Below are 22568 nucleotides of genomic sequence, written 5' to 3' on the forward strand. Positions count from 1 at the left end.
ATTTTTATTTGATTTATTTTATTTAATTTATACGCCAGAATATGATGAGAAGCCACCATCTACTGGAACCACAATACCTGTTACAAAACCGCTCATATCATGGTCCATTAACCAATACAATGTACCTAAAATATCTTCAGGTACACCAAAACGATCCATTGGCGTTTGTGAAAGAATTTTTTGAGCACGTTCTGAATAAGAACCGTCTTCATTTCTTAGCAATGCCTTATTTTGATTTGTTTCGAAAAATCCTGGTGCAATTGCATTAACACGAATTTGTCCTGCAAAATAAGTGCTCAACCATTGAGTAAAGTTACTTACTGAAGCTTTTGCACCGCTGTAGGCTGGAATTTTTGTCAACGGCGTAAAGGCGTTCATAGATGAAATATTGATAATTGTTCCTGTTTCAGATGCCACAACATCTTTGCCGAATACTTGTGATGGTAAAAATGTTCCAGTATAGTTTAATTTAAATACATTATCTACACCTTCTTCTGTAAGATCAAAGAACGTTTTGTCGCCTGCTTTATCGTACATTTCATCATTCGTTGTCGCATCAGGATGATTACCACCGGCGCCATTGATAAGTATTGTAATTGCACCAAATTTATCATTGAATGTTTGTTTCGCTTGCTCTAAAGCTGATTTATCTAGCACATCTGCAACGAGCGCTACAGTTTGTTGTCTATTTTTATCAATTTCATCTTGTAATTCTATAATTTTGTCTTCTGAACGACCTAATATACCCACATTAGCACCTTTTTCTACAAGTGCTTTGACAAAAGTAGAACCAATCACACCTGTCGCACCTGTAATAACGACATTAACACCTTTGAATTGTGTTGCCATTATTTACTCACTCCTTCTATTAAGCCATTAATATAAGTTGCACCTAAAGCTCTATCAAACAAGCCATAACCAGCTTTACCTGTTTCTCCCCAGATCATACGTCCATGGTCAGGTCTGATAGTCCCTTTGTAATCAATATCTCTCAGTGCTTCAGTAACAGCTTTCATATCTACTGAGCCATCTTTAGATAAGTGGCCTGTTTCTATAAATGAATTATCACCAATACGTTTAACATTGCGCATGTGTACAAAATGAATGTGATCACCAAATGTACGAATCATATTCGGTAAATCGTTTTCTGCTAATGAACCTAATGAACCAGTACAGAAACAAATACCATTATGTGTATCATTACTAATAGCTAATAAGCGTTCGTAGCTTTCTTTGTTTTTAATGATACGTGGTATGCCAAATATCGGCCAAGGTGGATCGTCCGGATGTATCGCCAGATCCACATCATGTTCGATAGCAGTTGGTAACACAGCATCTAAGAAGTACTTCAGATTGTCCCATAATTGTTCATCTGAGGTTTCACGATAGGATGTAATCAGTTGATTCATCTCTTCACGCGAGTAACTTTCATCCCAACCTGGTAGATTTAAATTCGTCGTTAGCGGATCAATATCTTTAATTTGATCATGGTTATAAATCAGTGTATTGGAACCATCTGACAAGTCATAGTCTAATTGTGAACGTGTCCAATCAAATACCGGCATAAAGTTATAAGTTACTGTTTTAACACCATTTTCTGCGAGATTAATCAATGAAGTTTTATAGTTTTCAATGAGTTGATCGCGTTTCTCTGTACCAAGCTTTATTTCCTCACTGACAGGTAAACTTTCTACAACTTCAAATTTCAAACCTGCATCTTCAATTGACTGCTTTAATGCTGCAATTCTTTCTTTAGTCCAAACTTCTCCAACTGGAATGTCATAAATTGCTGTAACAATTTGTTTCATATCTGGAATTTGTCTAATATTATTTAATGTTACTGGGTCATCTTCCCCATACCAACGAAATGATATTTCCATGGTTATACCTCCTCAACGCCTTCTATTTTGAATAATTTTACTGCATTGTTATAACAAATATCTTTCACTATTTGAGTGATAGTTTCTTCTGATAATTGAATCTCACCTTTTTCAATTCTATCTCCTAAGAAATTACATAATATTCTTCTAAAGTACTCATGACGTGTATACGAAATCATGCTACGTGAATCTGTGAGCATGCCTACAAATTTAGATAATAAGCCGACATTAGCATACTCTACTAAATGTTGTTCCATACCTTCTTTTGTATCGTTAAACCACCATGCAGCACCGAGTTGGACTTTGTGATGACTATTTGTAAAGTTCCCTGCAGTTGCTTGTACCATTAAATGATCATTGCCATTATTTGGGTAAATGATGGTATCTGATAAAGCATGATTTTGCTCAAGATGATCTAGTAATGCATTTAATTTCTTAGCACTCAACTGTTCACCTACACTATCAAAACCACTATCTGGTCCTGTAATTTTAAACATGTTTGAGTTATTATTTCTTGTTGGTCCGAGGTGGAATTGTACAACCCAACCTAATTCTTCATAAACTTTACTAATTTCAGTTAATATATAACCTGCTAATTCATATTGTTCAGTTTCTGTTACTTGTTCACCACGTTTGAGCGCATTATAAATTTCAGTTGCTGTGTCAATCGTTGCTGTTACTAAAGGTGTCTTTTCAAAACTTTGGTCTGAACTGCGCGCACCTTGTCTATCAAAATAATGTACACGTGCTTTTAATGCATCAATATAAGCATTTAAATCTTGGATGTCGCAATCAGTCGCTTGATTCAACTGGTCAATTTTTGTATTGATAGATTCATGATTTAAGAAAACGTAACTATCCGGTCTAAATGTAGGTATAACTTTAAATGTAACGTTGCTATCTTCGTTTAATAACTTATGATATTTTAAGTCATCACATGGATCATCTGTCGTACATACCACCTTAACATTACTTTGCTTAATTAGATTTTGTGGTGTATGTGAAGGTTTTGCTAACTTTTTATTTAATGATTTATATAATTTACTGATATTCACTTTATCTAAATCTGTATCCTCATTAAAATAGCGTTTTAATTCTAATGCACACCAATGATACATCGGGTTTACAATCGCATACGGTAACATATGCATAAATGCTTGGAATTTATCAAAATCATCAACACTGCCTGTAATAAAAGCTTCCTCAATGCCATAAACTCTCATTAAACGCCATTTATAATGATCTCCACCTAGCCATAACTGTGTAATATTGTCATAATTTTTATTTTCGTAAATTTCTTTTGGATCTAAGTGACAATGAAAATCATAAATCGGTAAATCTTTAACTTTCTGGTATAGTTTTACTGCTGTTTTACTATTTAATAAAAAATTGTCATTAATTAAAGTCATATAATTGCTCCTTTTCTATAATCCTAATAATTTTGGAAGGAATAATGATAATTGTGGTATAAAAGTAATGATTAGCATTAAAATAATTAAAGCTACAAAATATGGAATTAAATATTTAAATACTGATTCAACACGTACACCGCCTACACTTGCTCCTACAAACAACGCACTACCAACTGGTGGTGTGATATTACCAATACATAAGTTAAAAGCGATAATGATACCAAAATGAATGGGATCAAGACCTAATACTTCTGAAATCGGTAAAAAGATTGGTGTAAATATAAGTACTGCTGGTGTAATATCCATAAAAGTACCAATGACTAATAAAATAACGTTGATTAATAATAACAGTGCAATTGGATTGTCAGTCATTGAGATAATGCCATTGGATATTGCTTCCGGTAAGCCGGTATAACTCATCACAAGTGAAAATAACGCCGAAGCGGTGATTAGAAATAAAATCATACCGCTAATTTCAGCTGTTTCTTTGATAACGTTGGATAATTGTTTGATTTTTAAGCTTTTATAAATTAGCGAAAGTACTACAGAATATAAAACTGCGACCGCTGCACCTTCTGTTGCTGTAAAAATTCCTCCGACAATACCACCAATCACTACTACTATTAAAAATAAACTCGGTAATGCATCTAATGTTAAGAATAATCTATCTTTCCAACTAATTTTCTCTGATACTTTATAACCTTGTTTTTTCGCCATGACATAAGCAACAATCATACAAGCAATACCCCATAGAATTCCTGGAATATAACCCGCGATAAATAACGCTGCAATGGATGTCCCGCCGCTGACTAATGAATAAACAATCAATAGTGAACTCGGTGGGATAAGTAAACCTGACGGTGCTGAAGCGATATTTGCTGCTGCTGAATATTCTTTTTTATAACCTTGTACTTTTTCCATTGGTCCCATGATACGACCCATGGCAGCTGCTGCTGCAACACTAGAACCAGAAATGGAACCAAAAAGCATATTCCCAACAATATTGGTATGCGCTAATGATCCTGGCAATCTGCCAACGAGTACCTTCGCAAAGTTAACTAATCTAAATGCAATGCCGCCGTTATTCATGATGATACCTGCTAGCACAAATAACGGAATCGCTAACATCGTAAAATCATCAATGCCCGTAACCATACGCTGTGCTGCAGTTACGATAGTGACATCGAATGGTAAGATCAATAATAGCGTAATAATAGAACTTAAAATAATCGCTAATGCAATTGGTAAGCCAATGATAAGAAAGATGAAGAATGTGATGAATAATACTAATCCCGCAATCATTGTCATAAGCCATCACCGCCTTCAAGCTCATCACGCGCTTGAATTGTAGTCATTGTCTCTTTACTAAATAAATTATAAAATGCATAGAAAATAATAAATATTCCTGAAACTGGCAATGCACTATACATTGCAGCCATTGATAAACCTGTTGACGGCGCGATTTGAGACCAAGTTAACTTCACAACTTCAAAACCGCCCCAAATCATGAGCACGAGTGCCACGATAATTAATATAATGTCCGAAATCTTTTCCAAGTATAACTGTACTTTCTCAGGCAATTTTTCTCTGATAAATACAATGGCAATATGCTGTTTGATTCCAAAGACATAGCTTGCACTCAATAACCCAAACCATATCAACAAGAATCTAACAATTTCTTCACTCGTCGTACTCGGTGTGTTAAAAATAAAGCGTGTTGCAACTTGGTAAATCGATAAAATAACCATAACAAAAAGCGTTATACCAGCTAGCGTTAACAACAATTTATCAATGATTTGCTTTGCTCTTTTCATAGCGCTGTTCCTCCTTCTCGATTAGTTTATAATCCGCTTTCGTATCCGGATTATTTTTAAATTCATCTTGAAGAGGTTTTGAAGTCGCTTTAAATGTAGATTTGTCTACATCGTGAAACTTCACGTCCATTTTTTCTGTCGCTGTTTTTTTAGCATCGCTCACTGCTTTATCCCAAATTACTTCATGCTTTTTTGTGGAATAATCTGCTGCATCTTCTAACCATTTTTGTTGTTGTTTCGTCAAGCTGTCATAGGTCTCTTTGTTCATGATTAAAATATCAGGTACGGTTGCATGTTCTGTGTAGTAATAATTTTTTGCAACTTCACCATGGTTATTCGTTGTTAAAGATGTTTCATTATTTTCTGCTGCATCAATAACACCTGATTGCATTGCAGTATACACTTCACCATAATCCATCGGTGTTGGCGTGCCACCTAACGATTTAATTAAATCTACACTTGTCTTGCCTGGCTGAACACGAATCTTCAAGCCTTTCAAATCTTTGTTGTCTTTGATTTCTTTGTCTTTCGTGTAGATATTACGCATACCTGCATCATAATAAGTAATACCTAAAAATCCTTGGTCCCCTGTCGATTTAAAGAAAGCGTCTTGTACGTTTTTACGTTTCATTACGTGTCGATAATTTTCTTCTGACTCAAATAAATACGGCATATTAAATAATGAATACGTTGGCGAAAAACTTTCCAATGCCCCAGCCGAAACTTTAGTCATTTGAATTGCATTCGTCTGTGTCATTTCTATTGCTTCACGCTCACTACCGAGCTGACCATTCGGATAAATATTCACTTTTATTTGACCATGTGATTCTTTTTCTAATCTATCTTTAAAAATTTTTAAAGATTTATGGACAGGATGTTCCGTTGGCTGATTATGCGCTAACATGATCTCTTTTGTCTTTGTTTTAGCAATTGTCTCCTTATTTGTAAGCAACATCGATACCATCCCCATCGCAAAGAATGCGCTTACAAGAAGGAGTGTGAATTTCTTCATAAAGATTATACCCCTTATATTGCAATTTTTATCGTTTCAGTTCTCCAAAATGCGTTGATAAATTAAATACGTCACTTTCTTGTACACTTAGTGCATCTTCATTTGTCGTATGTTGTAGAACAGAACATTTCGTTGCAAAATCTACTGTATCTTCTGGTTGCCATGCTTTATTCAATCCATGTAATACACCTGCCATAAATGCATCACCAGCACCGATTCTGTTTAAAACAGTGTAAGTATATGCTTGGCCTTCAATATATTTTTCTTTTGTCAGCATAATACCTTGTAATGTACTTTGTTCTATATTTCTATTACTTGAAGCCATCAAATCAATGTCGTATTCGGATTGAATTGTTTTTGCACATGTCTGTATATCATCATCTAAATCATTAGTTTCAAGCAAATGTGTAGCATCTTTTTTTCCAAAAAATAGAACATCGACAAATGGTAAAATTGACTTTATTATTGGTACTGCTGTTTCTTTTGACCATAAGTTACTTCTAAAATTAATATCGAACACTATGTTAACGCCTTGTTGCTTTAGTTGCTTTAATACATCGACAATTTGATGACGAATCATTGTATTTACAGCTAACGTAATACCTGTAAATACAAAGAAATCTCCACTTTGAGCGTTAATTTCTTCCATTACATCTTCACCATGATTCGCAAATGTTGAATGTTCGCGATCATAAATCACTTTGCCGCTACGAAATCCGAAACTCTCTTCCATATAATATGTACCAATTCGGCCATTATTATATTTCACTGAAGCAGTACCTACACGTGTTTGAAACATTTTTTGTAATGCTAAATGTCCTAGCGCGTGATTGGGTAATACCGTTAACATTTCAGTCGTATGTCCAAATTGTGCTAATGTCACAAGTGCGTTCAATTCTGCACCACCAACATTTACTTTAAACGTATTGGCATCTTTCAACTGTTCATAATTTGGTGGCGTGTAACGTAATAATACTTCACCAAAACCATAGACCGTCATTGTTATACCTCACTTTTTATTTCTGAAATATATCTTTCTAAAGCATCTTTTCCTTCTTGTTGATAAATTTTTGTTATTTCGCTTCCAATGCCAACTGCAAAACTTCCAGCATCTAACCATGCTTTATGGTTTTCTTTACCAACGCCACCTGTAGGCACAATTTCAATTTGTGGTAATGGCCCTTTGAAATCTTTAATTGACTTAGGTGTGAATTGCGTCGCTGGGAATAATTTAAGGACTTTGCAACCATAACGTAATGATTCAACCATTTCTTTAACAGTTATACAGCCCGGAATATATGGCACATCATATAAGTTAGCGATTTTCGCTGTTTCTTTATCAAAAGATGGGCTAACGATAAATTTCGCACCATTTAAAATGGCAGTACGCGCAGAAATACTGTCTAACACTGTTCCTGCACCAATCAATGCGTCGTCTCTTTTTGATAATTCAGCTATAATTTCTATAGCGTTCGGCGTTGTTAAAGTAACCTCAATTGTGTGTAGGCCTTTATCAATAATGGTATGTGCAATATCTAAAAAAGATTTTGCATCTTCAGTCCGCATGACAGCAATGTGTTTGCCTTGTTGAATCTCTTTCATTGTATTCATTGAATCCATGTCTTCAACCCCTCAAAAATGATATCAATTACAATACCCTTCAAAATAACAACGTTGTTATTTTTGTACAAAAAAATATTGTAATGCTTATCTCTATGGTATAATTAATTTGCATTTAAATCAATCAATTTCAAGGAGAAATTTTATGGCTGTAACTTTAAAAGATGTTGCTGAAGCCTGTGGTGTCAGCTATTCCACAGTTAGTAAAGCACTTAAAAATTCTCATCTCGTAAAACCAAAAACCAAAAATTTAATTCAACAAAAAGCTTTAGAAATGAATTATATACCTAATCATTCTGCTAGAGCACTTGTTTCAAAGAAAAGTGGCACAATTGGATTAATCTGGCCTTCTGTAGATCGTGTAGCGGTTACACACCTTATTTCAGAAATCAATCACGCCATCAAAGATTTAGGTTATGTCATGTTTGTGTCGATAGACGATGTCGCTGCCGCTTCGAAAAAATTTGTTGAATTCGGTTGTGATGGTATCGTCATTTTTGATGAAGGTGACGCAACAAACTTATCTCCAGAAATTTATAACAATGTCCCAGTCGTTGCCTATGGTGTCGATCGTGACATCCCTTATCCGATTATAAACGTAAACCATTCAGAAGCGATGATCATGGCAATTGAAGCATTGGTCGATCAGGACATTGATCACATTGATTATATTGGTGATATACATACAAATGATACACGTCAAATCGCAAAAAAAGAAGCGATTGCTCAATATTGTGACAAACACAAGATAAATTATCGTATCATTGATTCTACAAGTTTGAATGCAATTGAAACGGAATCTGCCGTTAAACAATTTTTACAAACACACGCACTTGCACCAGGCGTGATTTGTGGCAGCTATGATATAACAGTCGGTACAATAAATGCACTAGGACCACAAGATCACCCCGTCTTGTATTCATATGACAATATCCCTCAAATTAAAAAATTAGATTACCCAGTCAACGCGATTGGCGTTCCAACCGCTGAAATTGCTCAAACGATTGTAGCAACTTTAGATAAAGTTATTAAAGATGAAGCAACTGAGTCGGCCTATCATCTTCATCCTAAAATACAAAAAAACATTTAAAATAAACATGCCCAAACCTATTGCTAAGGTTTGGGCATGTTTATATGTTTGTTTGATGTTTGACAAGAGGGTCGTTTATTAAACTGTACTGATTTAGAAGATAAGCTTAGTTTTTAAATATCATTGCTCAATAATATAATAATGAATAAGAATAGGGTGTCCTTATTTTAGTGAATGAATGGGGAGAGTTATTATATTAGTTAAATTCTATATAAATTTGTTATGAGCTTTAAATTATGAAACGCTTATATAGTTAATATTTTGGCGCTAGGGATTATCATAAATGTTTTAACTTTTATTCTTCTATTAATCATCAGTACTTACTACCTCTATATGTCTATTATATTACGCCCTGAAATATGATTAAAATACATAGTTGGAATATATAACATTCTGTTATGGAATACATATTTCATAAACTATAATCACTTTATTAAGCATCATTATCTAGTATCTTTTAAAAATTTAATCCATTCATGAGTTACATAATTCATATAGCTATCTTTTTTCCAAATAACTCCCAAATTCCATGACACATCTGCACCTGAAATTTCTATACCCACAAGGTCTTCATTTAAAATATTTACGATACTTTCTGGTAATATACTCACACCGATGCCATCTCGGATCATATTTTCAATAAAAGTAATTTGAGACATTTTAGCGACCGTTTTTGGATGAAAACCAACTTTTCTGCAACTTTCAATAATTTGATCTTTTAAATAGTAATCATCATGAAACATAATAAAACGTTCATTTTTCAAATCACCTAGATAGACTGATCCTTGTTTCGCAAGCATCGCATCTTTGTTTACGACTAGCAATAACTTTTCATTATATAGTGGGATAGCATGGTAGATATCATTATCTACAGGTAACGTAGTAATGCCTACATCAATTTCATCATTATTTAAATAAGTCTCTACAGCTTTGCCTCCACCTTCAATGACTTCGTATGTCACTTTTGGATATTTACTATGAAAATGATTTAAACTTTCTGTAAAAAGTCTCACGTTCATAATTGCTGATATACCAACTCTAATATGGCCTTTTTCTAGATTTGTTACATCTCCCATTTCTAATGATAAATCGTCTAGCACCGCTAAAGCTTCCACGCATTTATCATAAAAAATCTGGCCGATATCCGTTAAAATAATATGCTTTTTTCTTCTATCAAATAAAGTGATATTAAATTCGTCTTCAATACTTTTAATGTTTTTACTTATTGTAGATTGCGCAATATATAAATGCTCGGATGCTTGTGTCATCCCCCCATTTTTCACAACTTCTACAAAATATTTCATTTGCTTTATTTCCATGTTTAACCCCTCTGCACCAATCTAAGTTTCGCTTACTTGAATTTATTTTAATGACTTAATAGCTGTTTCTGCCGCTGTTTGAATAACTTTATCATCAGGTTTCGCATCTTTATCTGATTTTTTCGTGTAAATAGCAAGAATAATTGGCTTATTTTGCTTTTTTGGATATATAAAAGCTAAATCGTTTCGACTACCATAGGTTAAACCTTGACCACTTTTATCTCCTACAACATCATCCTTAGATACAGCTGCTTTTATTAACGTATCTCCAGTTTCATTATGAATCATTGTATGCTTTAGTAATTCAAGGTTGGCTTTGCTCATATTTTCACTCTGTAGAAGATGATTTAACGTTGTTGCAGCTCTTTTAGGTGTGGTTGTATCATCTGTACTTTGTGGATCATATAAATTTAAATCTGGTTCGAGTCTTTGTGGATTAGTTATATGGTCTCCACGATGTATGAGTGCTTGTTGAAATCCTTTAATTCCACCTATTTCTTCGATGACTTTATTATTAGCTGTATTATCACTCTGCAACATAGAAGCTTTTATTAATGCTTTTAACGTCATTTGCTTGCCGATATATTTTTCAGTGACGGGTGAATAAGCGACAATGTCATCTTTGGATATCACTATTTTTTTATTTAGTTCTGACGTTGGCGTGTTTTGTAATAATATACCACTTGAAATTGCTTTATATGTAGATGCAAATGCAAACCGTTCACCTGATCTGTGCTGTACCACTTTGCCATTAGCTGTATTGACACCATAAACCCCTACAATTGTATCATTATCTTGTTCTATTTGATCAAAACTTTTTGCATCAGCGACCTTTCCTGTCACTGTGAGTAAAAAAAGCCCAAACAAAACACTTAAATAGAATTTTTTCAAGTTTTCAATCCCCCTATTCACATTTGAAAGCAATACGCTATACTTACGTTTAACTATAATCATAAATATAACAAAACACAATTATCTTTATTACGCCTAACCATTAACGAGTAGAAATAATTGGGACTAAATATATACTTCAGTAACTTTAAAATTTAAAAATACTGCAATTAAGTATTTCATCAACAAAATCTGCTACATTCACTCTTAATGAATAATTTATTTTATTGACTATACAACAGAATAGGCTGAGACATTTAATTTGCCCCAGCCAAAGCATACAATTTCAATTAAAGTAACTGTTCTATAATCTCAAAAACGTGCGATTTCAAATCATCTCTGAGTTGAATCTTAACTTTTTTAATACTATTTAAACTACTGACCAATTGTTATTTCCACCAAATTATCATTTTGATCAAAGAAAGCAGTATAAAAGCCATTATTTGTTTCATATTTCACATAAGTGCCATCTTTATTGTCTAATTTACCTTCTCCTATGATTTCATTTGAAGTATGAGCCTTCTTAAATGTTGACTTAGATACTGAATCAGGTTTTGTGAAGAAAGTAAGTTGCACCACTTCATTGTCACTATTAAATTCTACGCTTGTATCATAAATTTTCTTAGAATGATCAAATTCTTTCTTGGCATTAGTGTCAACTTTATAACCATCAATCGTAACATTGTCATATTTTAAAGCACGTACGAAGTTATAATCTTGTGTAAAAGTTGGATCATATGTTGTATAACCTTCGTAATTATACCAAGGTGTTGTTTGTGCTTGTGAACGAACACCATTTTCACTATTTGCACCGCTTGCGCCACCTTCACCGTGTCCCCACTTTTGGACTTGCTCTGCTGCTTGCGCTGTTGGACTACTCGTTGAGATATATGCTGCTGAAGAACCGACAACCAGTGTAGATACAACGACAGTTGCTGAAATAAACTTTCCAACTTTCCGCATAATAAATCACTCCTTATTTGTAGTCTTCCATATGCAAAGTGTAATTGTTCACTTTCATCATACACCTCTTCGTTTTATTTTCAAGTAAAATTACACTTTTTATGAATATTAGTACAAATTATATATGAAAATACTTTATCGATATAGCTTTGATGTTATGTTAAACATTTTATTGTTCATATTAGAAAAGTGCTTGAGCTAAAACCATACTGCAATGTATTTTTAATTGGTATAGTAAACATAATAAATAATTTAAAAAGGATGGTTTATCATGATCTATATTTTACAAGTTGATTTTCCAATCGATGGTCCTTTTGGACAAGAAATGTCCAGACAATTCGCTGATTTAGCGAAATCTATAAATGGAGAACCAGGTTTTTTATGGAAAATTTGGACAGAAAATGCTGATGAAAAAGAAGCGGGTGGCATTTATGCATTTGATAGTTACAAAAATGCTAAAAATTATTTAAACATGCATAGTGAGCGCCTACAATCCATGGGTGTCCCAACTGTAAATGCTAAAATATTTGCTACAAATGACGCACTTACTAAAATCACACATGGACGATTAACATAACTGTATTGGGATGATAAAATACAACAAGCCTTTCAAATGTACACACATCTCGTGTGTTTTGAAAGGCTTTTTAGACATAGATTGAACGAAAAAATAAATATTTTTAAACATGATAATTTTCCAGATCATTATTTATTCATTTGTGACATTTCATTGATAAAATCTTGATACGTGATTTCATTTTTAGATAACCTAGCCACAAGCATATACATTTGTTCATTTTTAGTAAATTCAGTTTTATATAAATCTTGTTCTCTTTCGCTCTCATTATCTAAAGGATTGACGACGTCCTTTGATTTTGAAAATGCATCATAATACCTAATCCCAAACAAGCGTTGTGAGAATCCATCTATATGAATACCATCTGGATTTGCCGTTAAGCCTTCTGCTGTAACAAAGTAACAATCATGTTGTTTCTGCGCGACGTTCTTGATACTGTTATTAATTTCTTGATACTCTGTAGCACTAGCGCCAAACCCTTCTTTTCCTAAAAACGTTCCTAACAATCCAATGACAAAAGTAAGTTTAGGCAATTCAAGTGCTTCTCTAAAATAATCAATGAGGTGTGATAATTTTGTTTTATATGTTTGAAATTTATTATTTTGACTATCACTTTCACCTTGATGCCATAAAACACCAATCAATTCAGACGTTTCCATAGCAAATCTCGCTTCACTTACAGCATGCCGCGTCAGCATACTTTCATCTGACCATTCTTCAATAGAAGTACCTCCATCAGCACATGGAATGAACCCTATTGTTTCATTTGGATGATCATCGAGCCATTGCTTTGCAAACGATGCAGCTGGTCCAATACCAGCGACAGAACGATCGCTATGTATCGGTTCTTCCATCATTTGCCATCTACCATTTCTAAGCATAAAAATACGTTCATCAATGATGGGATTTACACTATCTAAAAATCCTCTTCCTGCCATATTTGATTGACCAATTAGTAAGATTGATTTCATAACGTTGTTCCTTTCAATTTTTTAGTTTTTTAATTAACTACTAGTAGCTATTTTTCAGTGACTATTTTAAATATATATAAGCATATCATTCTTTTCTTAAACTTACCCAAATTTCATATTAGAAAGTGTTACGCTTTATATATAATTATTATAAAAATAAATTCATATAAACTTTACTTTTAATACTAATTATCATATTATGGAATGGATTTTGAGAGGAGTTTTTATTTTGGAGAGGAAAGTGGAACTCACCTATGCTAGAGCGATATTTTGTATCGCAATAGTCATCGTCCATTGTTTAACCGGTTTAGTAAACGATTATCACATTTCACAATTTGAAAAATCATTTTATAGTTTTTTACAAGTTATTTTATTATTTGCAACACCTTGCTTTATTATTTTGTCCGAAACATTATTAGGTATGCGATATTCAACTAAAATTCCGCAAAACTTTTTACTTAAGCGCATGAAATTTATTTTAATTCCTTATGCTATATTTGGTTTATTTATCACTTTTAGACTATTTCTTGGTGATAGTTCAGATAAATCATTTTGGGAAATCTTTTTAAATATCGTAGTGGAAGGTAAATTTTTCGGATGGTTTGTACTTGTTATTTTTCAGTTTTATATATTACATCGCTTATTTTATAAATTATTGAGTAAAGCCAATCCTATTTTTGTACTTGTCGTTACCTTTATCATTAGTTTTGGACATTCTTATTTAATGTATTACAGTACTGCTTATCTTGAATTCTGGGATTTTTATCCTTTATTCAGTAGAACCATTATTTTATATTGGCTATTTTACTTTGTTGTTGGTTTCTACTTCGGTAAATATTATGATACTGTTATTCATTTTTTAAAGCGTCATTTAGTTTGGCTTCTATTGATTTGGCTATTGGCTTTATCCTATATGGCATTTAATTTTTCTTATTTAGACGTACATCTAAATGAGTCTAATCGATTTGACTTAGTCTTATTTTCTGCAATCAGTTTTGTATTTATCGTCTATTTATCTAAATTTTTAACTCGGTTTAATTTAGTATTTGTGTTTTTAATAAGCGAAATATCATTTTTCATATACTTAGCACACCAAATCATTGTAGATTTTATTTCTAGATCGCTAGCATCATTTGTTACATTCCCACCACTATTTTTAATCTTAAGTTCTATTTTCACACTTGGATTTTGTATTGGATTAGCGATAATACTATCTTTTATTCCATATATAAGAATTGTTGTAGGAAGAAATACACTACAGCCTATGGTTATCAATAATTATAAACATCATAGTTAAAGTGTAAAAGTTGCTATATAAACATAGCATTTCAAATAAATAAGCACAGTCTAAATCGAAGGATTTTAAATATAAAAGGACGCATCCATATGAAATGGATGCGTCCTTTATTTTGGGCATGAGCATTATTTCTCATCCCTCAGTTATATGATACTTTAGTCATCTAATAAATGATAAAATTGTTCAATCGCTTCTTTATTATATAATTCTGGATCAAATTTGGCATAAACAGGTGTTTCCTTATTAATAAACTGTTGTATGCTTGTTTGTAATGATTCAGCATCATTAAAACTCAACATTCCATACTTGCCATAATCAAGTACATATTGATTGGCTGGTATATCTGATGCCAGAATATCTATACCAACAGTCAACGCCTCTAATAAGACCATTGATTGCCCTTCGTAATAAGACGGTAAAACAAATAGATCACAATCTCTCATAATATTAAATGGATTTCTTTTTTGTCCCATTAAAAATACATGCTCTGATAAATCTAATGACGTAATTAGTTGATTAAGTTGATTTTTAAGTGGGCCATCACCTAAAATGTATAATTTTGCGTTAGGATTTGCTTCCACCACGCCGCTAAACGCTTGAATCAAATTATCAAATCCTTTTTCAGGAGATAATCTTCCCATTGTCATCACTTTATAATCGGATTTATGGAACGGTACGCTTGTAATTTGCTTATCCTGTTCTCTTACAATGACACGTTCCCCATTTTTCATAAAGATATCATTATCTTCATCCACCAAATTATAAATTCTATCTAAGTTAATGGTATTCATCGATGATTTAAATTTATCTTTTGTTTTTCTATTCGCTATTTTTTTAACATTTTCCTGCTTAGTCACTTCAGACACACTTACGAGCTTATCATAATAAGGATATAAGGACATCACACCTTTTAAATTAGCGTAATGCGGTCTCACACCGTTCACTTTACGCTCCATATCCATTTTCATATCACTGTGCAAGTAGATTAATTTTCTTTTAGCCTTGCTCGCTAACAAGATTTCAGACCAAAACATCGCATAGCCACTGAAATCCATAACGACATCAAACGCTGAGTTACCAAACACTTTTCTAAATTCGCGTTGATACAATGCATCCGGATAAATTTTTTCTTCAATTTTCGATTTGATGCCTCTATTGCGTACCAATAGGTTACGATAGTATTCTGAAGTGTTTGCCAACAATGGTCCTTTTCTTAAAATAACCCTCACATTGTCATTTAAGCTATATAGATTATCTATCACATCTTTATTTCTATTGAATCCAAGATAAACCGTAATATCATATCTATCATAATCAACATTTTCTAATAAATTCAGGATCGATGTTGTTATACCATTAGGTTTCATACCACCTGGATATATTAAAATACGCTCTTTTCTGTTGTTTTGAACGCCATTTTTGGGTGCATCATGATGAAACACTTGATTAACAACTCTTTCCGTTACTTGTCCATCATCGTAATTCACAAATTTTTGTTTATATTTTTGATAGTTCCCCTTATATTGTGCTAGCATGCGCTGTGATTCTTGGACAGTTGCTACCAATGCTTCAATTGAGTGCACACTTGGACCTGGAAGACTATCCACTGGAAGATAAAATCCTCTGTCTTCTTCATAGGCTTTATAATCGGGTGTATAAAAAATAATAGGTTTATCTGTAACTAAATAATCAAAAAAGATACTTGAGTAATCAGTTACAAGCAAATCAACAATACTGAGTAATTCATTCGTATCAAATGTATCTTCAACTAAGTATTTTTTTAATTTTTTATTACCTACTGCTTTTTTATAAATAAACGGATGCACTTTTAATAATACTTGATAATGTGTTTGTTTATTTAATGACTCAATCAGCGCTTCAATTTCTTCAATATTATCTTCTGGTGTACTGACCGTTTGGCCACGCCATGTCGGTGAAAAGAGTAAAATCGGCGCATCTGTTAATTTAATGCCTTGTTGCTTTAATTTCTGCGTAACTTCTTTTGACTGTGCATTTAGCGTTGCATCTATTCTAGGATAACCAATTTCTAAAATTGCTTCATCATTTAAACCGTCTAATTTAAATGCTTTTTTAAAAATATCTGTCGTATGTTGGTTAGGTGAAATAATATAGTCAGAACTTAAAAAGTTACGAATTGTATTTTGTGATTCTAATAAATTATGTTTGATATCTAACCCCATTGCTTTTAAAGGTGTACCATGCCAAGTATTAACATATATTTGATTTGGCTTTTTCGTAAAATACGTTGGAAACGTCGCATTATTGATGAGATATTTACACTTTGTTAAATAATGTAAATAGTCTTCACTTTCTTTAACTATAAATTTTACATTTTTATATTTACTATATTTTTTAGAAAATGCTTTTTGCATTTTTTGAGATGCTACGACCCAAATATGTATATATTTTTGATAATCAGGATGGTTCATTAAATATTTAAATATTGCATAAGGACTATCTGTCATACTTTGTCCATCTCTAACTTGATACAAAATATGCTTGTCATCTACTTCAATCGTTTTATATAGATTTGCATAATGCATAATATTTCTTGTGTATTTACTTCTAAATTGTAATTTCAATGGTTCCGAAATGAATTTTAATTTTCTTTTTGTCTGATTTAATACAAACTTTTTCGTTTTACCAATCATTCTTCCACCTCTTAGTTTTTCTTATCTGTATTCGAGTAATTAATATATTCAGTTAAACCTGACATAATATCATATTGTGGTTTATATCCTAGCGCTTCCAAACCTTTGATATCAGCGCAAGAATGTTTAATATCCCCACTTCTTGATTCAGCAAACTGATAGTCTATAGATTTATTATAAACCTTTTTGAACTTATCAAAAATTTCTAATAGTGATATTTGTTTACCAGTAGCTAAATTGTATATTTTGCCATTCGTTACTTCATTATCGAGCACTGTTGAAACCGCTTGCACCAAATCCTTTACATATACAAAATCTCTCGTTTGCTCTCCATCCCCAAAAAATGTGAATGTTTCGTTATTTTTAAATTTATTATCTATAATAGATAATACACCAGAGTATGGTGAATGAGGATCTTGTCTCGGTCTATATATATTAAAGAATCTTAAAGCAGTTGTTGGCAGTTGATATAGCGTACTGTAAATTTTTGTATATTGTTCCCCAGCATATTTTTCCACAGCGTAAGGTGATTCAGGATCAATGAACGTTTCGACTTGTTTTGGTAATCCTTCGGTATTACCATAAACGGCTGCTGATGATGCAAAAATAAATTTCTTCAAATTATGATTATATTGACGATTGGCTTCTAAGAGATTTAATGTGCCATTTATATTGACAGACTGAGACTTTATAGGGTCATTTATTGTTTCTACAACACTAACTACGGCTGCTAAATGAATGACGATATCAAATTGTTCTTTCTCTACTAAGGATGTCACAAATGATGTATTAATCACATCATTTTCAATGAAATGCGCATCATCTATAAATTCGACATTCGAACGATGCCCTGTGCTTAAATTGTCTAATATAAACACCTCATTAGCTTTATTAAAGTATTCTGCTAAGTGCGAGCCGATAAATCCAGCACCACCTGTAATTAGTATTTTCATTATTTCTCCTCCTATATATTCAAGTCATAATATACTGACCATCAATTCAATTAATAAAATCTATTAATCCATATAACTCTACTTTTATCATAAAAAATACAACAATATTAAACTAAAATTATTATTTTAGTTAATTAACATCTTCTTTATATTAATACAAGTTTAACAATTTTGACGATCAAATCAAAAGAAATTGAGGTAAAAACTTAATAATAATTGAATTATAACACCATGCACTTTGCAAAAATTCATTTTACTGCATACTTAAACCTAAATATTGCTAATAACTGAATCTATGAAATTACTAATCTTTAGTAAAAATATGCTTTGATAAATATTAAATTTGTAAACTATCTTAAAAAGCGTTCCGCCATAAGTATCCTTTAAAGTATAAAATAATACCTACATTATACTATAAAGCAATACAGCGAAACGCTTAATAATTTTACTATAGCCTATCAAAATTTTACTTTATCGACCTTATATATAAATTACTGCACGTCATTGTTTTCCTGTACTTTTTGATAAAAATAATTAGCAACAATAATATCTACAATGGCTACACCTACAGATTTAAAAACGGTAATTTCATCATCACTTTCGCGTCCAGCTAAATGAGAACCGACGATTTCACCTAATTCTCCATATAAATCTTTTTCTCCAAACAGACCTTCTTTTATTGGGGTAATTAAATCCCCTGTTTCTTCTAACGCCGCTTCCGATGCTTCTACAACTACTTTATCGGCATTGGCTATAGCGTGTGAAGGTAACTCTTGCATATCTGGTTTAAAAGAGCCCACAGCATTCACATGCACCCCAGCTTCTAACGATTTATTAAAAACAGGTTGTGTGGCGTTGGTTGCAGTGACAATAACATCAGCATTAGCTATAGCATCATCAACATCTTCCATCACTGTCACATCTACGGATTGATATTGCTGTTGAATCGTTTCTGCAAATGTCACTGCTTTACGGTGAGTTCTATTATACAGTTGAATATGTTTGATATCTCTAACAGCTAATACAGCTTCAATTAATCCTTGTGCTTGATCGCCTGTCCCTATGACACATAATGTTTCTGCATTTTCACGAGCAAGGTATTTTGTAGCTACGCCAGAAATTGCGCCTGTACGAATTTTGGTTAAGTAAGAACCTTCTAATACAGCTAATGTTTCACCAGTTTCATAATCTGATAATATCACAGAACCAACAATGGTATTTTTACCTATCTTTGTATTATTAGGGGCCATTGTTACTGTTTTAAGCCCCACAACTTTCAATTCATCAGATAAAGCCGGCATAACTAGATAACGATTGTCTTCATTAAAAGGAAGTACATAACGTAAAGGGGTATCAGTCTTACCTTCAGAATAGGCCTGTAAAGATTCGGCTACCGCTTCAACGACTTCTTCCATGTTTAATAATTCAGCTTGTTCATGTGCATCAATAAATTTCATAAGCCACCTCTATTCTTTTACATTTTCTGACTCTAAAATGTTACTCTTCTTTTCAAATTTATTTTCAAATAAGATTATTCCTATAAATCCAACGACAAGTAAAGGGATGATAATCCAAGCCATATGATTATCGACATACACAGACACACAATATATCGCTAATAATAGTGTTATGGCCAACATATTTTTAATAAACAGCAACCAATAATCCGTTTTCACACTAAACCATGTTTGTTGCTGATTATCTTCTATTTTAATATGATATAACGTAAACTTTAAATGTGTAATCAACATATAAATAAATGCTAAAATACCGATTAACAACAAGATTTTATGAAATATGGCGTTAGGAACCACATCTGCAGCCGCTGCAAATATAATACCGATTACAATACTTTTCAGTTCTGCATTTTTCTTCATATCAAACTCCGAACCTTTGTCATTAATTCAATCTCTATTGTTACAATAACATACTTACTCGGAATTTTAAGTTTGACTAAGAGCTAATCTTTTAAAAATAGATAATGATCTACCTATGAATACACCGTACAATATGTGGAAAAACAGCTAATGATTCAAGCAATTTATAAAATAAGCATCTGTATGGGTTTGTACCTGTTCAAGTGTGGCACCTTCTTGAAGTTCAACCAATTTCATAACTTTATCTTCAAATTTAAAAACAGCTAAATCTGTGATTAACGTATTAACAACACTTGCGCCTGTTAAAGGCAACTCACATTTTGATTTTATCTTAGATTCACCGTGTTTATTCATATGGTCCATGATAACGACCACTTTTTGAGCTCCAACCACCAAATCCATCGCACCACCCATACCTTTTACGAGCTTGCCAGGAATCATGTAGTTTGCTAAATCACCTGTTTCCGAAACTTCCATACCACCAAGAATTGCTAAATCAATATGCCCGCCGCGTATCATCGCAAATGATTCTGCATTATCGAAATAGGAAGCCCCTTTAGCAGCAGTAACCGTTTCTTTACCTGCATTAATCAAATCTGGATCCACTTCATCTTCAGTAGGATATGGGCCAATACCAAGCAAACCATTTTCAGATTGGAAAAAGACATTTTCCACATGATCATTCATCTCATTTGCTACAAGTGTTGGCATACCAATACCTAAATTTATTACCATATCACTACGAATTTCTTGTGCTGCACGCTGAATAATCTTCTTACGTTGTGTTTGTTTATCCATGTTGTACCTCCTTCACTGTACGTTTTTCTATGCGTTTTTCAAAATGTTTTCCTAGATAGATATAATCCACATATACACCTGACAGATGTACATCATCTGGGTCAATTTCACCTAATTCAACAATTTCTTCTACTTCAACGACAGTAGTCTTGGCGGCCATAGCACATAAAGGATTAAAATTACGCGCTGTTTTTTCAAATACTAAATTACCAAATGTATCCGCCTTTTGAGCCTTCACAATACCAAAATCGCCTGTAATGGCACGTTCCATAATGTACGTTTCACCGTCAAATTCTCGTGATTCTTTACCTTCAGCAATCAAAGTACCCACACCTGTTTTTGTGTAAAATGCTGGAATACCTGCACCGCCTGCACGTAGTTTTTCAGCCAACGTACCTTGAGGTGTTAGTGTTACAGCTAACTCACCATTGATCAGTTGTTGCTCAAATGTTTTATTTTCACCCACATACGAGCTAACCATTTTATCTATTTGTTTTTTCTCAAGTAAACGGCCCAATCCAAAATCATCTACACCACAGTTATTACTCACTACGGTTAATCCTTTTGTACCTTTTGTACGAATCGCTTCAATGGCATGCTCTGGTATCCCGCATAGCCCGAAACCACCGGCAAGTACTGTCATGCCATTTTCTAAATGCTCAAATGCTGTGTGTATGTCTTGAATGACTTTAGACATGTTATAACCTCACTTCTTTTTTAAAATTAATACCTAGTATTAAAAACAATTATACTTGAAATTTTTTGCGAAGTCTTTTATTTCATGTTGCCGTTTTCATAATCTCTATAAATTTTTTCTTTATATTTAAAGTTTGTTTTCAATAAAATTACAAAAAAGCAAGTTTCAAATATGAAACTTGCTTTTATAATTAATCGAATTTTTTATTAAGTAACATTTTATTTAATAACATCAACTGTTCAGGAACACTATTTCTTGAAACATCAGGATGATTGACAATATGGTTATCTATCATACGTATTTTATTTACAAGTTTTTCCTCTATTCGATTTGTTTGATTGTAATATAATTTTACGTTTTCACAACAAATAATATGTTTTTCAAAGTGATTACTTTTTTTTAAGTTTGTATTAATTGTCGGCACTAAATCTTCCTGCCTTAGTCCTTTCATAAACCTTCTATCATTTTGTTCTAGGTCTCCACCAATATTTACAATTGGATCAACAGCTAATGTCTTCAAATCGAGTGCTGCTCCATGATAAAGTGCACCTGTCCCTCCTTTAGACACTCCATAAAGAACAACATTTTCTTTTTTTATGTTCAATTTTTCAATTAAATTTAAAATTGAAAGTTGTATATTCTTTTCATAATCTGGAAAATTAGATGTACTGATATAGTGCGATCCATGTGAGACATTTAAATCCATTATTCTCATGGTATATACG

At 32.7% G+C, this 22568-nt stretch carries 22 protein-coding genes; 3 read left to right on the forward strand and 19 right to left on the reverse strand.

The genetic code is table 11. The features are described 5' to 3' along the window. Window positions 1–27: 27 nt before the first annotated feature. The 8 genes from CD150_RS00905 to eda are packed head-to-tail and all read right to left on the reverse strand — an operon-like array spanning window position 28 to window position 7738. Entirely contained in the window at window positions 28–849 is an 822-nt protein-coding gene (locus tag CD150_RS00905; RefSeq protein WP_073343521.1) for an SDR family oxidoreductase, read from the reverse strand. Beyond that, window positions 849–1880: a mannonate dehydratase gene (gene uxuA / locus CD150_RS00910; protein ID WP_103161251.1), complete on the reverse strand. Its 1032-nt coding sequence runs from the start codon at window positions 1878–1880 to the stop codon at window positions 849–851. Before uxuA ends, CD150_RS00905 begins: the two co-directional genes overlap by 1 nt. A 2-nt stretch (window positions 1881–1882) precedes the next feature. Continuing rightward, window positions 1883–3289: a glucuronate isomerase gene (gene uxaC / locus CD150_RS00915; protein ID WP_103161252.1), complete on the reverse strand. Its 1407-nt coding sequence runs from the start codon at window positions 3287–3289 to the stop codon at window positions 1883–1885. Window positions 3290–3304: 15 nt separating this feature from the next. Beyond that, a complete protein-coding gene (locus CD150_RS00920; protein WP_064209874.1) occupies window positions 3305–4600 on the reverse strand; it encodes a TRAP transporter large permease in 1296 nt (431 codons plus the stop codon). Further along, window positions 4597–5106 carry a TRAP transporter small permease gene (locus tag CD150_RS00925; protein WP_073343533.1) on the reverse strand — a complete coding sequence of 170 codons (510 nt, stop codon included), beginning with the start codon at window positions 5104–5106 and terminating at the stop codon, window positions 4597–4599. Before CD150_RS00925 ends, CD150_RS00920 begins: the two co-directional genes overlap by 4 nt. Continuing rightward, window positions 5081–6118 (reverse strand): TRAP transporter substrate-binding protein, encoded by a 1038-nt coding sequence (locus CD150_RS00930; protein ID WP_073343537.1) that lies wholly within the window; start codon window positions 6116–6118, stop codon window positions 5081–5083. The genes CD150_RS00925 and CD150_RS00930 overlap by 26 nt, the downstream gene beginning before the upstream one ends. 28 nt (window positions 6119–6146) lie before the next feature. After that, entirely contained in the window at window positions 6147–7118 is a 972-nt protein-coding gene (locus CD150_RS00935; RefSeq protein WP_073343549.1) for a sugar kinase, read from the reverse strand. Window positions 7119–7120: 2 nt separating this feature from the next. After that, window positions 7121–7738, reverse strand: a complete 618-nt coding sequence (gene eda / locus CD150_RS00940) for a bifunctional 4-hydroxy-2-oxoglutarate aldolase/2-dehydro-3-deoxy-phosphogluconate aldolase (protein WP_103161253.1) — start codon at window positions 7736–7738, stop codon at window positions 7121–7123. 145 nt (window positions 7739–7883) lie between these two features. Between eda and CD150_RS00945 the strand changes: the two genes are divergently transcribed. Continuing rightward, complete coding sequence (locus CD150_RS00945; RefSeq protein WP_103161254.1) at window positions 7884–8828, forward strand: LacI family DNA-binding transcriptional regulator; 945 nt, start codon at window positions 7884–7886, stop codon at window positions 8826–8828. Between the two features lie 443 nt (window positions 8829–9271). Here CD150_RS00945 and cidR read toward each other — a convergent pair whose 3' ends face one another. From cidR to isaB, 3 genes are all read right to left on the reverse strand, one after another. Continuing rightward, complete coding sequence (gene cidR, locus CD150_RS00950) at window positions 9272–10147, reverse strand: cidABC operon transcriptional activator CidR (protein ID WP_073343555.1); 876 nt, start codon at window positions 10145–10147, stop codon at window positions 9272–9274. A gap of 42 nt (window positions 10148–10189) precedes the next feature. Then, window positions 10190–11038, reverse strand: a complete 849-nt coding sequence (bla, locus tag CD150_RS00955; protein WP_225792144.1) for a class A beta-lactamase — start codon at window positions 11036–11038, stop codon at window positions 10190–10192. Window positions 11039–11413: 375 nt separating this feature from the next. Then, window positions 11414–12001 (reverse strand): immunodominant staphylococcal antigen IsaB family protein, encoded by a 588-nt coding sequence (gene isaB, locus CD150_RS00960; protein ID WP_073343561.1) that lies wholly within the window; start codon window positions 11999–12001, stop codon window positions 11414–11416. Between the two features lie 271 nt (window positions 12002–12272). Here isaB and CD150_RS00965 point away from each other — a divergent pair, with 271 nt between their 5' ends. Continuing rightward, complete coding sequence (locus CD150_RS00965; RefSeq protein ID WP_040029905.1) at window positions 12273–12578, forward strand: monooxygenase; 306 nt, start codon at window positions 12273–12275, stop codon at window positions 12576–12578. A 128-nt stretch (window positions 12579–12706) separates the two neighbouring features. Here CD150_RS00965 and CD150_RS00970 read toward each other — a convergent pair whose 3' ends face one another. Continuing rightward, window positions 12707–13549, reverse strand: coding sequence for a sialate O-acetylesterase (locus CD150_RS00970; RefSeq protein ID WP_073343565.1), 843 nt, complete (start codon window positions 13547–13549; stop codon window positions 12707–12709). A gap of 229 nt (window positions 13550–13778) precedes the next feature. Here CD150_RS00970 and CD150_RS00975 point away from each other — a divergent pair, with 229 nt between their 5' ends. Continuing rightward, the gene (locus CD150_RS00975; RefSeq protein WP_073343568.1) at window positions 13779–14846 is read left to right on the forward strand and encodes an acyltransferase family protein; all 1068 of its coding nucleotides are present in this window, start codon (window positions 13779–13781) and stop codon (window positions 14844–14846) included. Window positions 14847–15001: 155 nt separating this feature from the next. Here the strand turns inward: CD150_RS00975 and CD150_RS00980 are convergent, their stop codons facing one another. From CD150_RS00980 to CD150_RS01010, 7 genes are all read right to left on the reverse strand, one after another. Then, a complete protein-coding gene (locus CD150_RS00980) occupies window positions 15002–17518 on the reverse strand; it encodes a glycosyltransferase (RefSeq protein ID WP_073343570.1) in 2517 nt (838 codons plus the stop codon). Between the two features lie 11 nt (window positions 17519–17529). Beyond that, entirely contained in the window at window positions 17530–18471 is a 942-nt protein-coding gene (locus CD150_RS00985) for an NAD-dependent epimerase/dehydratase family protein (RefSeq protein WP_103161256.1), read from the reverse strand. A 491-nt stretch (window positions 18472–18962) separates the two neighbouring features. Further along, window positions 18963–19928, reverse strand: a complete 966-nt coding sequence (locus tag CD150_RS00990; protein ID WP_073343577.1) for an ornithine cyclodeaminase family protein — start codon at window positions 19926–19928, stop codon at window positions 18963–18965. Window positions 19929–19937: 9 nt separating this feature from the next. Then, entirely contained in the window at window positions 19938–20348 is a 411-nt protein-coding gene (locus CD150_RS00995; protein WP_073343580.1) for a hypothetical protein, read from the reverse strand. Between the two features lie 147 nt (window positions 20349–20495). After that, window positions 20496–21146, reverse strand: a complete 651-nt coding sequence (locus tag CD150_RS01000) for a 3-oxoacid CoA-transferase subunit B (RefSeq protein ID WP_073343583.1) — start codon at window positions 21144–21146, stop codon at window positions 20496–20498. Next, window positions 21139–21843, reverse strand: a complete 705-nt coding sequence (locus CD150_RS01005) for a CoA transferase subunit A (RefSeq protein WP_073343587.1) — start codon at window positions 21841–21843, stop codon at window positions 21139–21141. Before CD150_RS01005 ends, CD150_RS01000 begins: the two co-directional genes overlap by 8 nt. Window positions 21844–22033: 190 nt before the next feature. Beyond that, window positions 22034–22568 (reverse strand): accessory Sec system protein Asp2 (locus CD150_RS01010; protein WP_169926872.1); only part of this gene is annotated, 535 nt, incomplete at its 5' end.

Source organism: Staphylococcus ureilyticus (genome assembly GCF_002902235.1).
GTDB lineage: Bacteria > Bacillota > Bacilli > Staphylococcales > Staphylococcaceae > Staphylococcus > Staphylococcus ureilyticus.

Bases quoted from the DNA above. Each gene is read 5' to 3' on its own strand.
- CD150_RS00905 (WP_073343521.1), bottom strand. From the start codon at position 849: ATGGCAACACAATTCAAAGGTGTTAATGTCGTTATTACAGGTGCGACA.
- uxuA (WP_103161251.1), bottom strand. From the start codon at position 1,880: ATGGAAATATCATTTCGTTGGTATGGGGAAGATGACCCAGTAACATTA.
- uxaC (WP_103161252.1), bottom strand. From the start codon at position 3,289: ATGACTTTAATTAATGACAATTTTTTATTAAATAGTAAAACAGCAGTA.
- CD150_RS00920 (WP_064209874.1), bottom strand. From the start codon at position 4,600: ATGACAATGATTGCGGGATTAGTATTATTCATCACATTCTTCATCTTT.
- CD150_RS00925 (WP_073343533.1), bottom strand. From the start codon at position 5,106: ATGAAAAGAGCAAAGCAAATCATTGATAAATTGTTGTTAACGCTAGCT.
- CD150_RS00930 (WP_073343537.1), bottom strand. From the start codon at position 6,118: ATGAAGAAATTCACACTCCTTCTTGTAAGCGCATTCTTTGCGATGGGG.
- CD150_RS00935 (WP_073343549.1), bottom strand. From the start codon at position 7,118: ATGACGGTCTATGGTTTTGGTGAAGTATTATTACGTTACACGCCACCA.
- eda (WP_103161253.1), bottom strand. From the start codon at position 7,738: ATGGATTCAATGAATACAATGAAAGAGATTCAACAAGGCAAACACATT.
- CD150_RS00945 (WP_103161254.1), top strand. From the start codon at position 7,884: ATGGCTGTAACTTTAAAAGATGTTGCTGAAGCCTGTGGTGTCAGCTAT.
- cidR (WP_073343555.1), bottom strand. From the start codon at position 10,147: ATGGAAATAAAGCAAATGAAATATTTTGTAGAAGTTGTGAAAAATGGG.
- isaB (WP_073343561.1), bottom strand. From the start codon at position 12,001: ATGCGGAAAGTTGGAAAGTTTATTTCAGCAACTGTCGTTGTATCTACA.
- CD150_RS00965 (WP_040029905.1), top strand. From the start codon at position 12,273: ATGATCTATATTTTACAAGTTGATTTTCCAATCGATGGTCCTTTTGGA.
- CD150_RS00970 (WP_073343565.1), bottom strand. From the start codon at position 13,549: ATGAAATCAATCTTACTAATTGGTCAATCAAATATGGCAGGAAGAGGA.
- CD150_RS00980 (WP_073343570.1), bottom strand. From the start codon at position 17,518: ATGATTGGTAAAACGAAAAAGTTTGTATTAAATCAGACAAAAAGAAAA.
- CD150_RS00985 (WP_103161256.1), bottom strand. From the start codon at position 18,471: ATGAAAATACTAATTACAGGTGGTGCTGGATTTATCGGCTCGCACTTA.
- CD150_RS00990 (WP_073343577.1), bottom strand. From the start codon at position 19,928: ATGAAATTTATTGATGCACATGAACAAGCTGAATTATTAAACATGGAA.
- CD150_RS00995 (WP_073343580.1), bottom strand. From the start codon at position 20,348: ATGAAGAAAAATGCAGAACTGAAAAGTATTGTAATCGGTATTATATTT.
- CD150_RS01000 (WP_073343583.1), bottom strand. From the start codon at position 21,146: ATGGATAAACAAACACAACGTAAGAAGATTATTCAGCGTGCAGCACAA.
- CD150_RS01005 (WP_073343587.1), bottom strand. From the start codon at position 21,843: ATGTCTAAAGTCATTCAAGACATACACACAGCATTTGAGCATTTAGAA.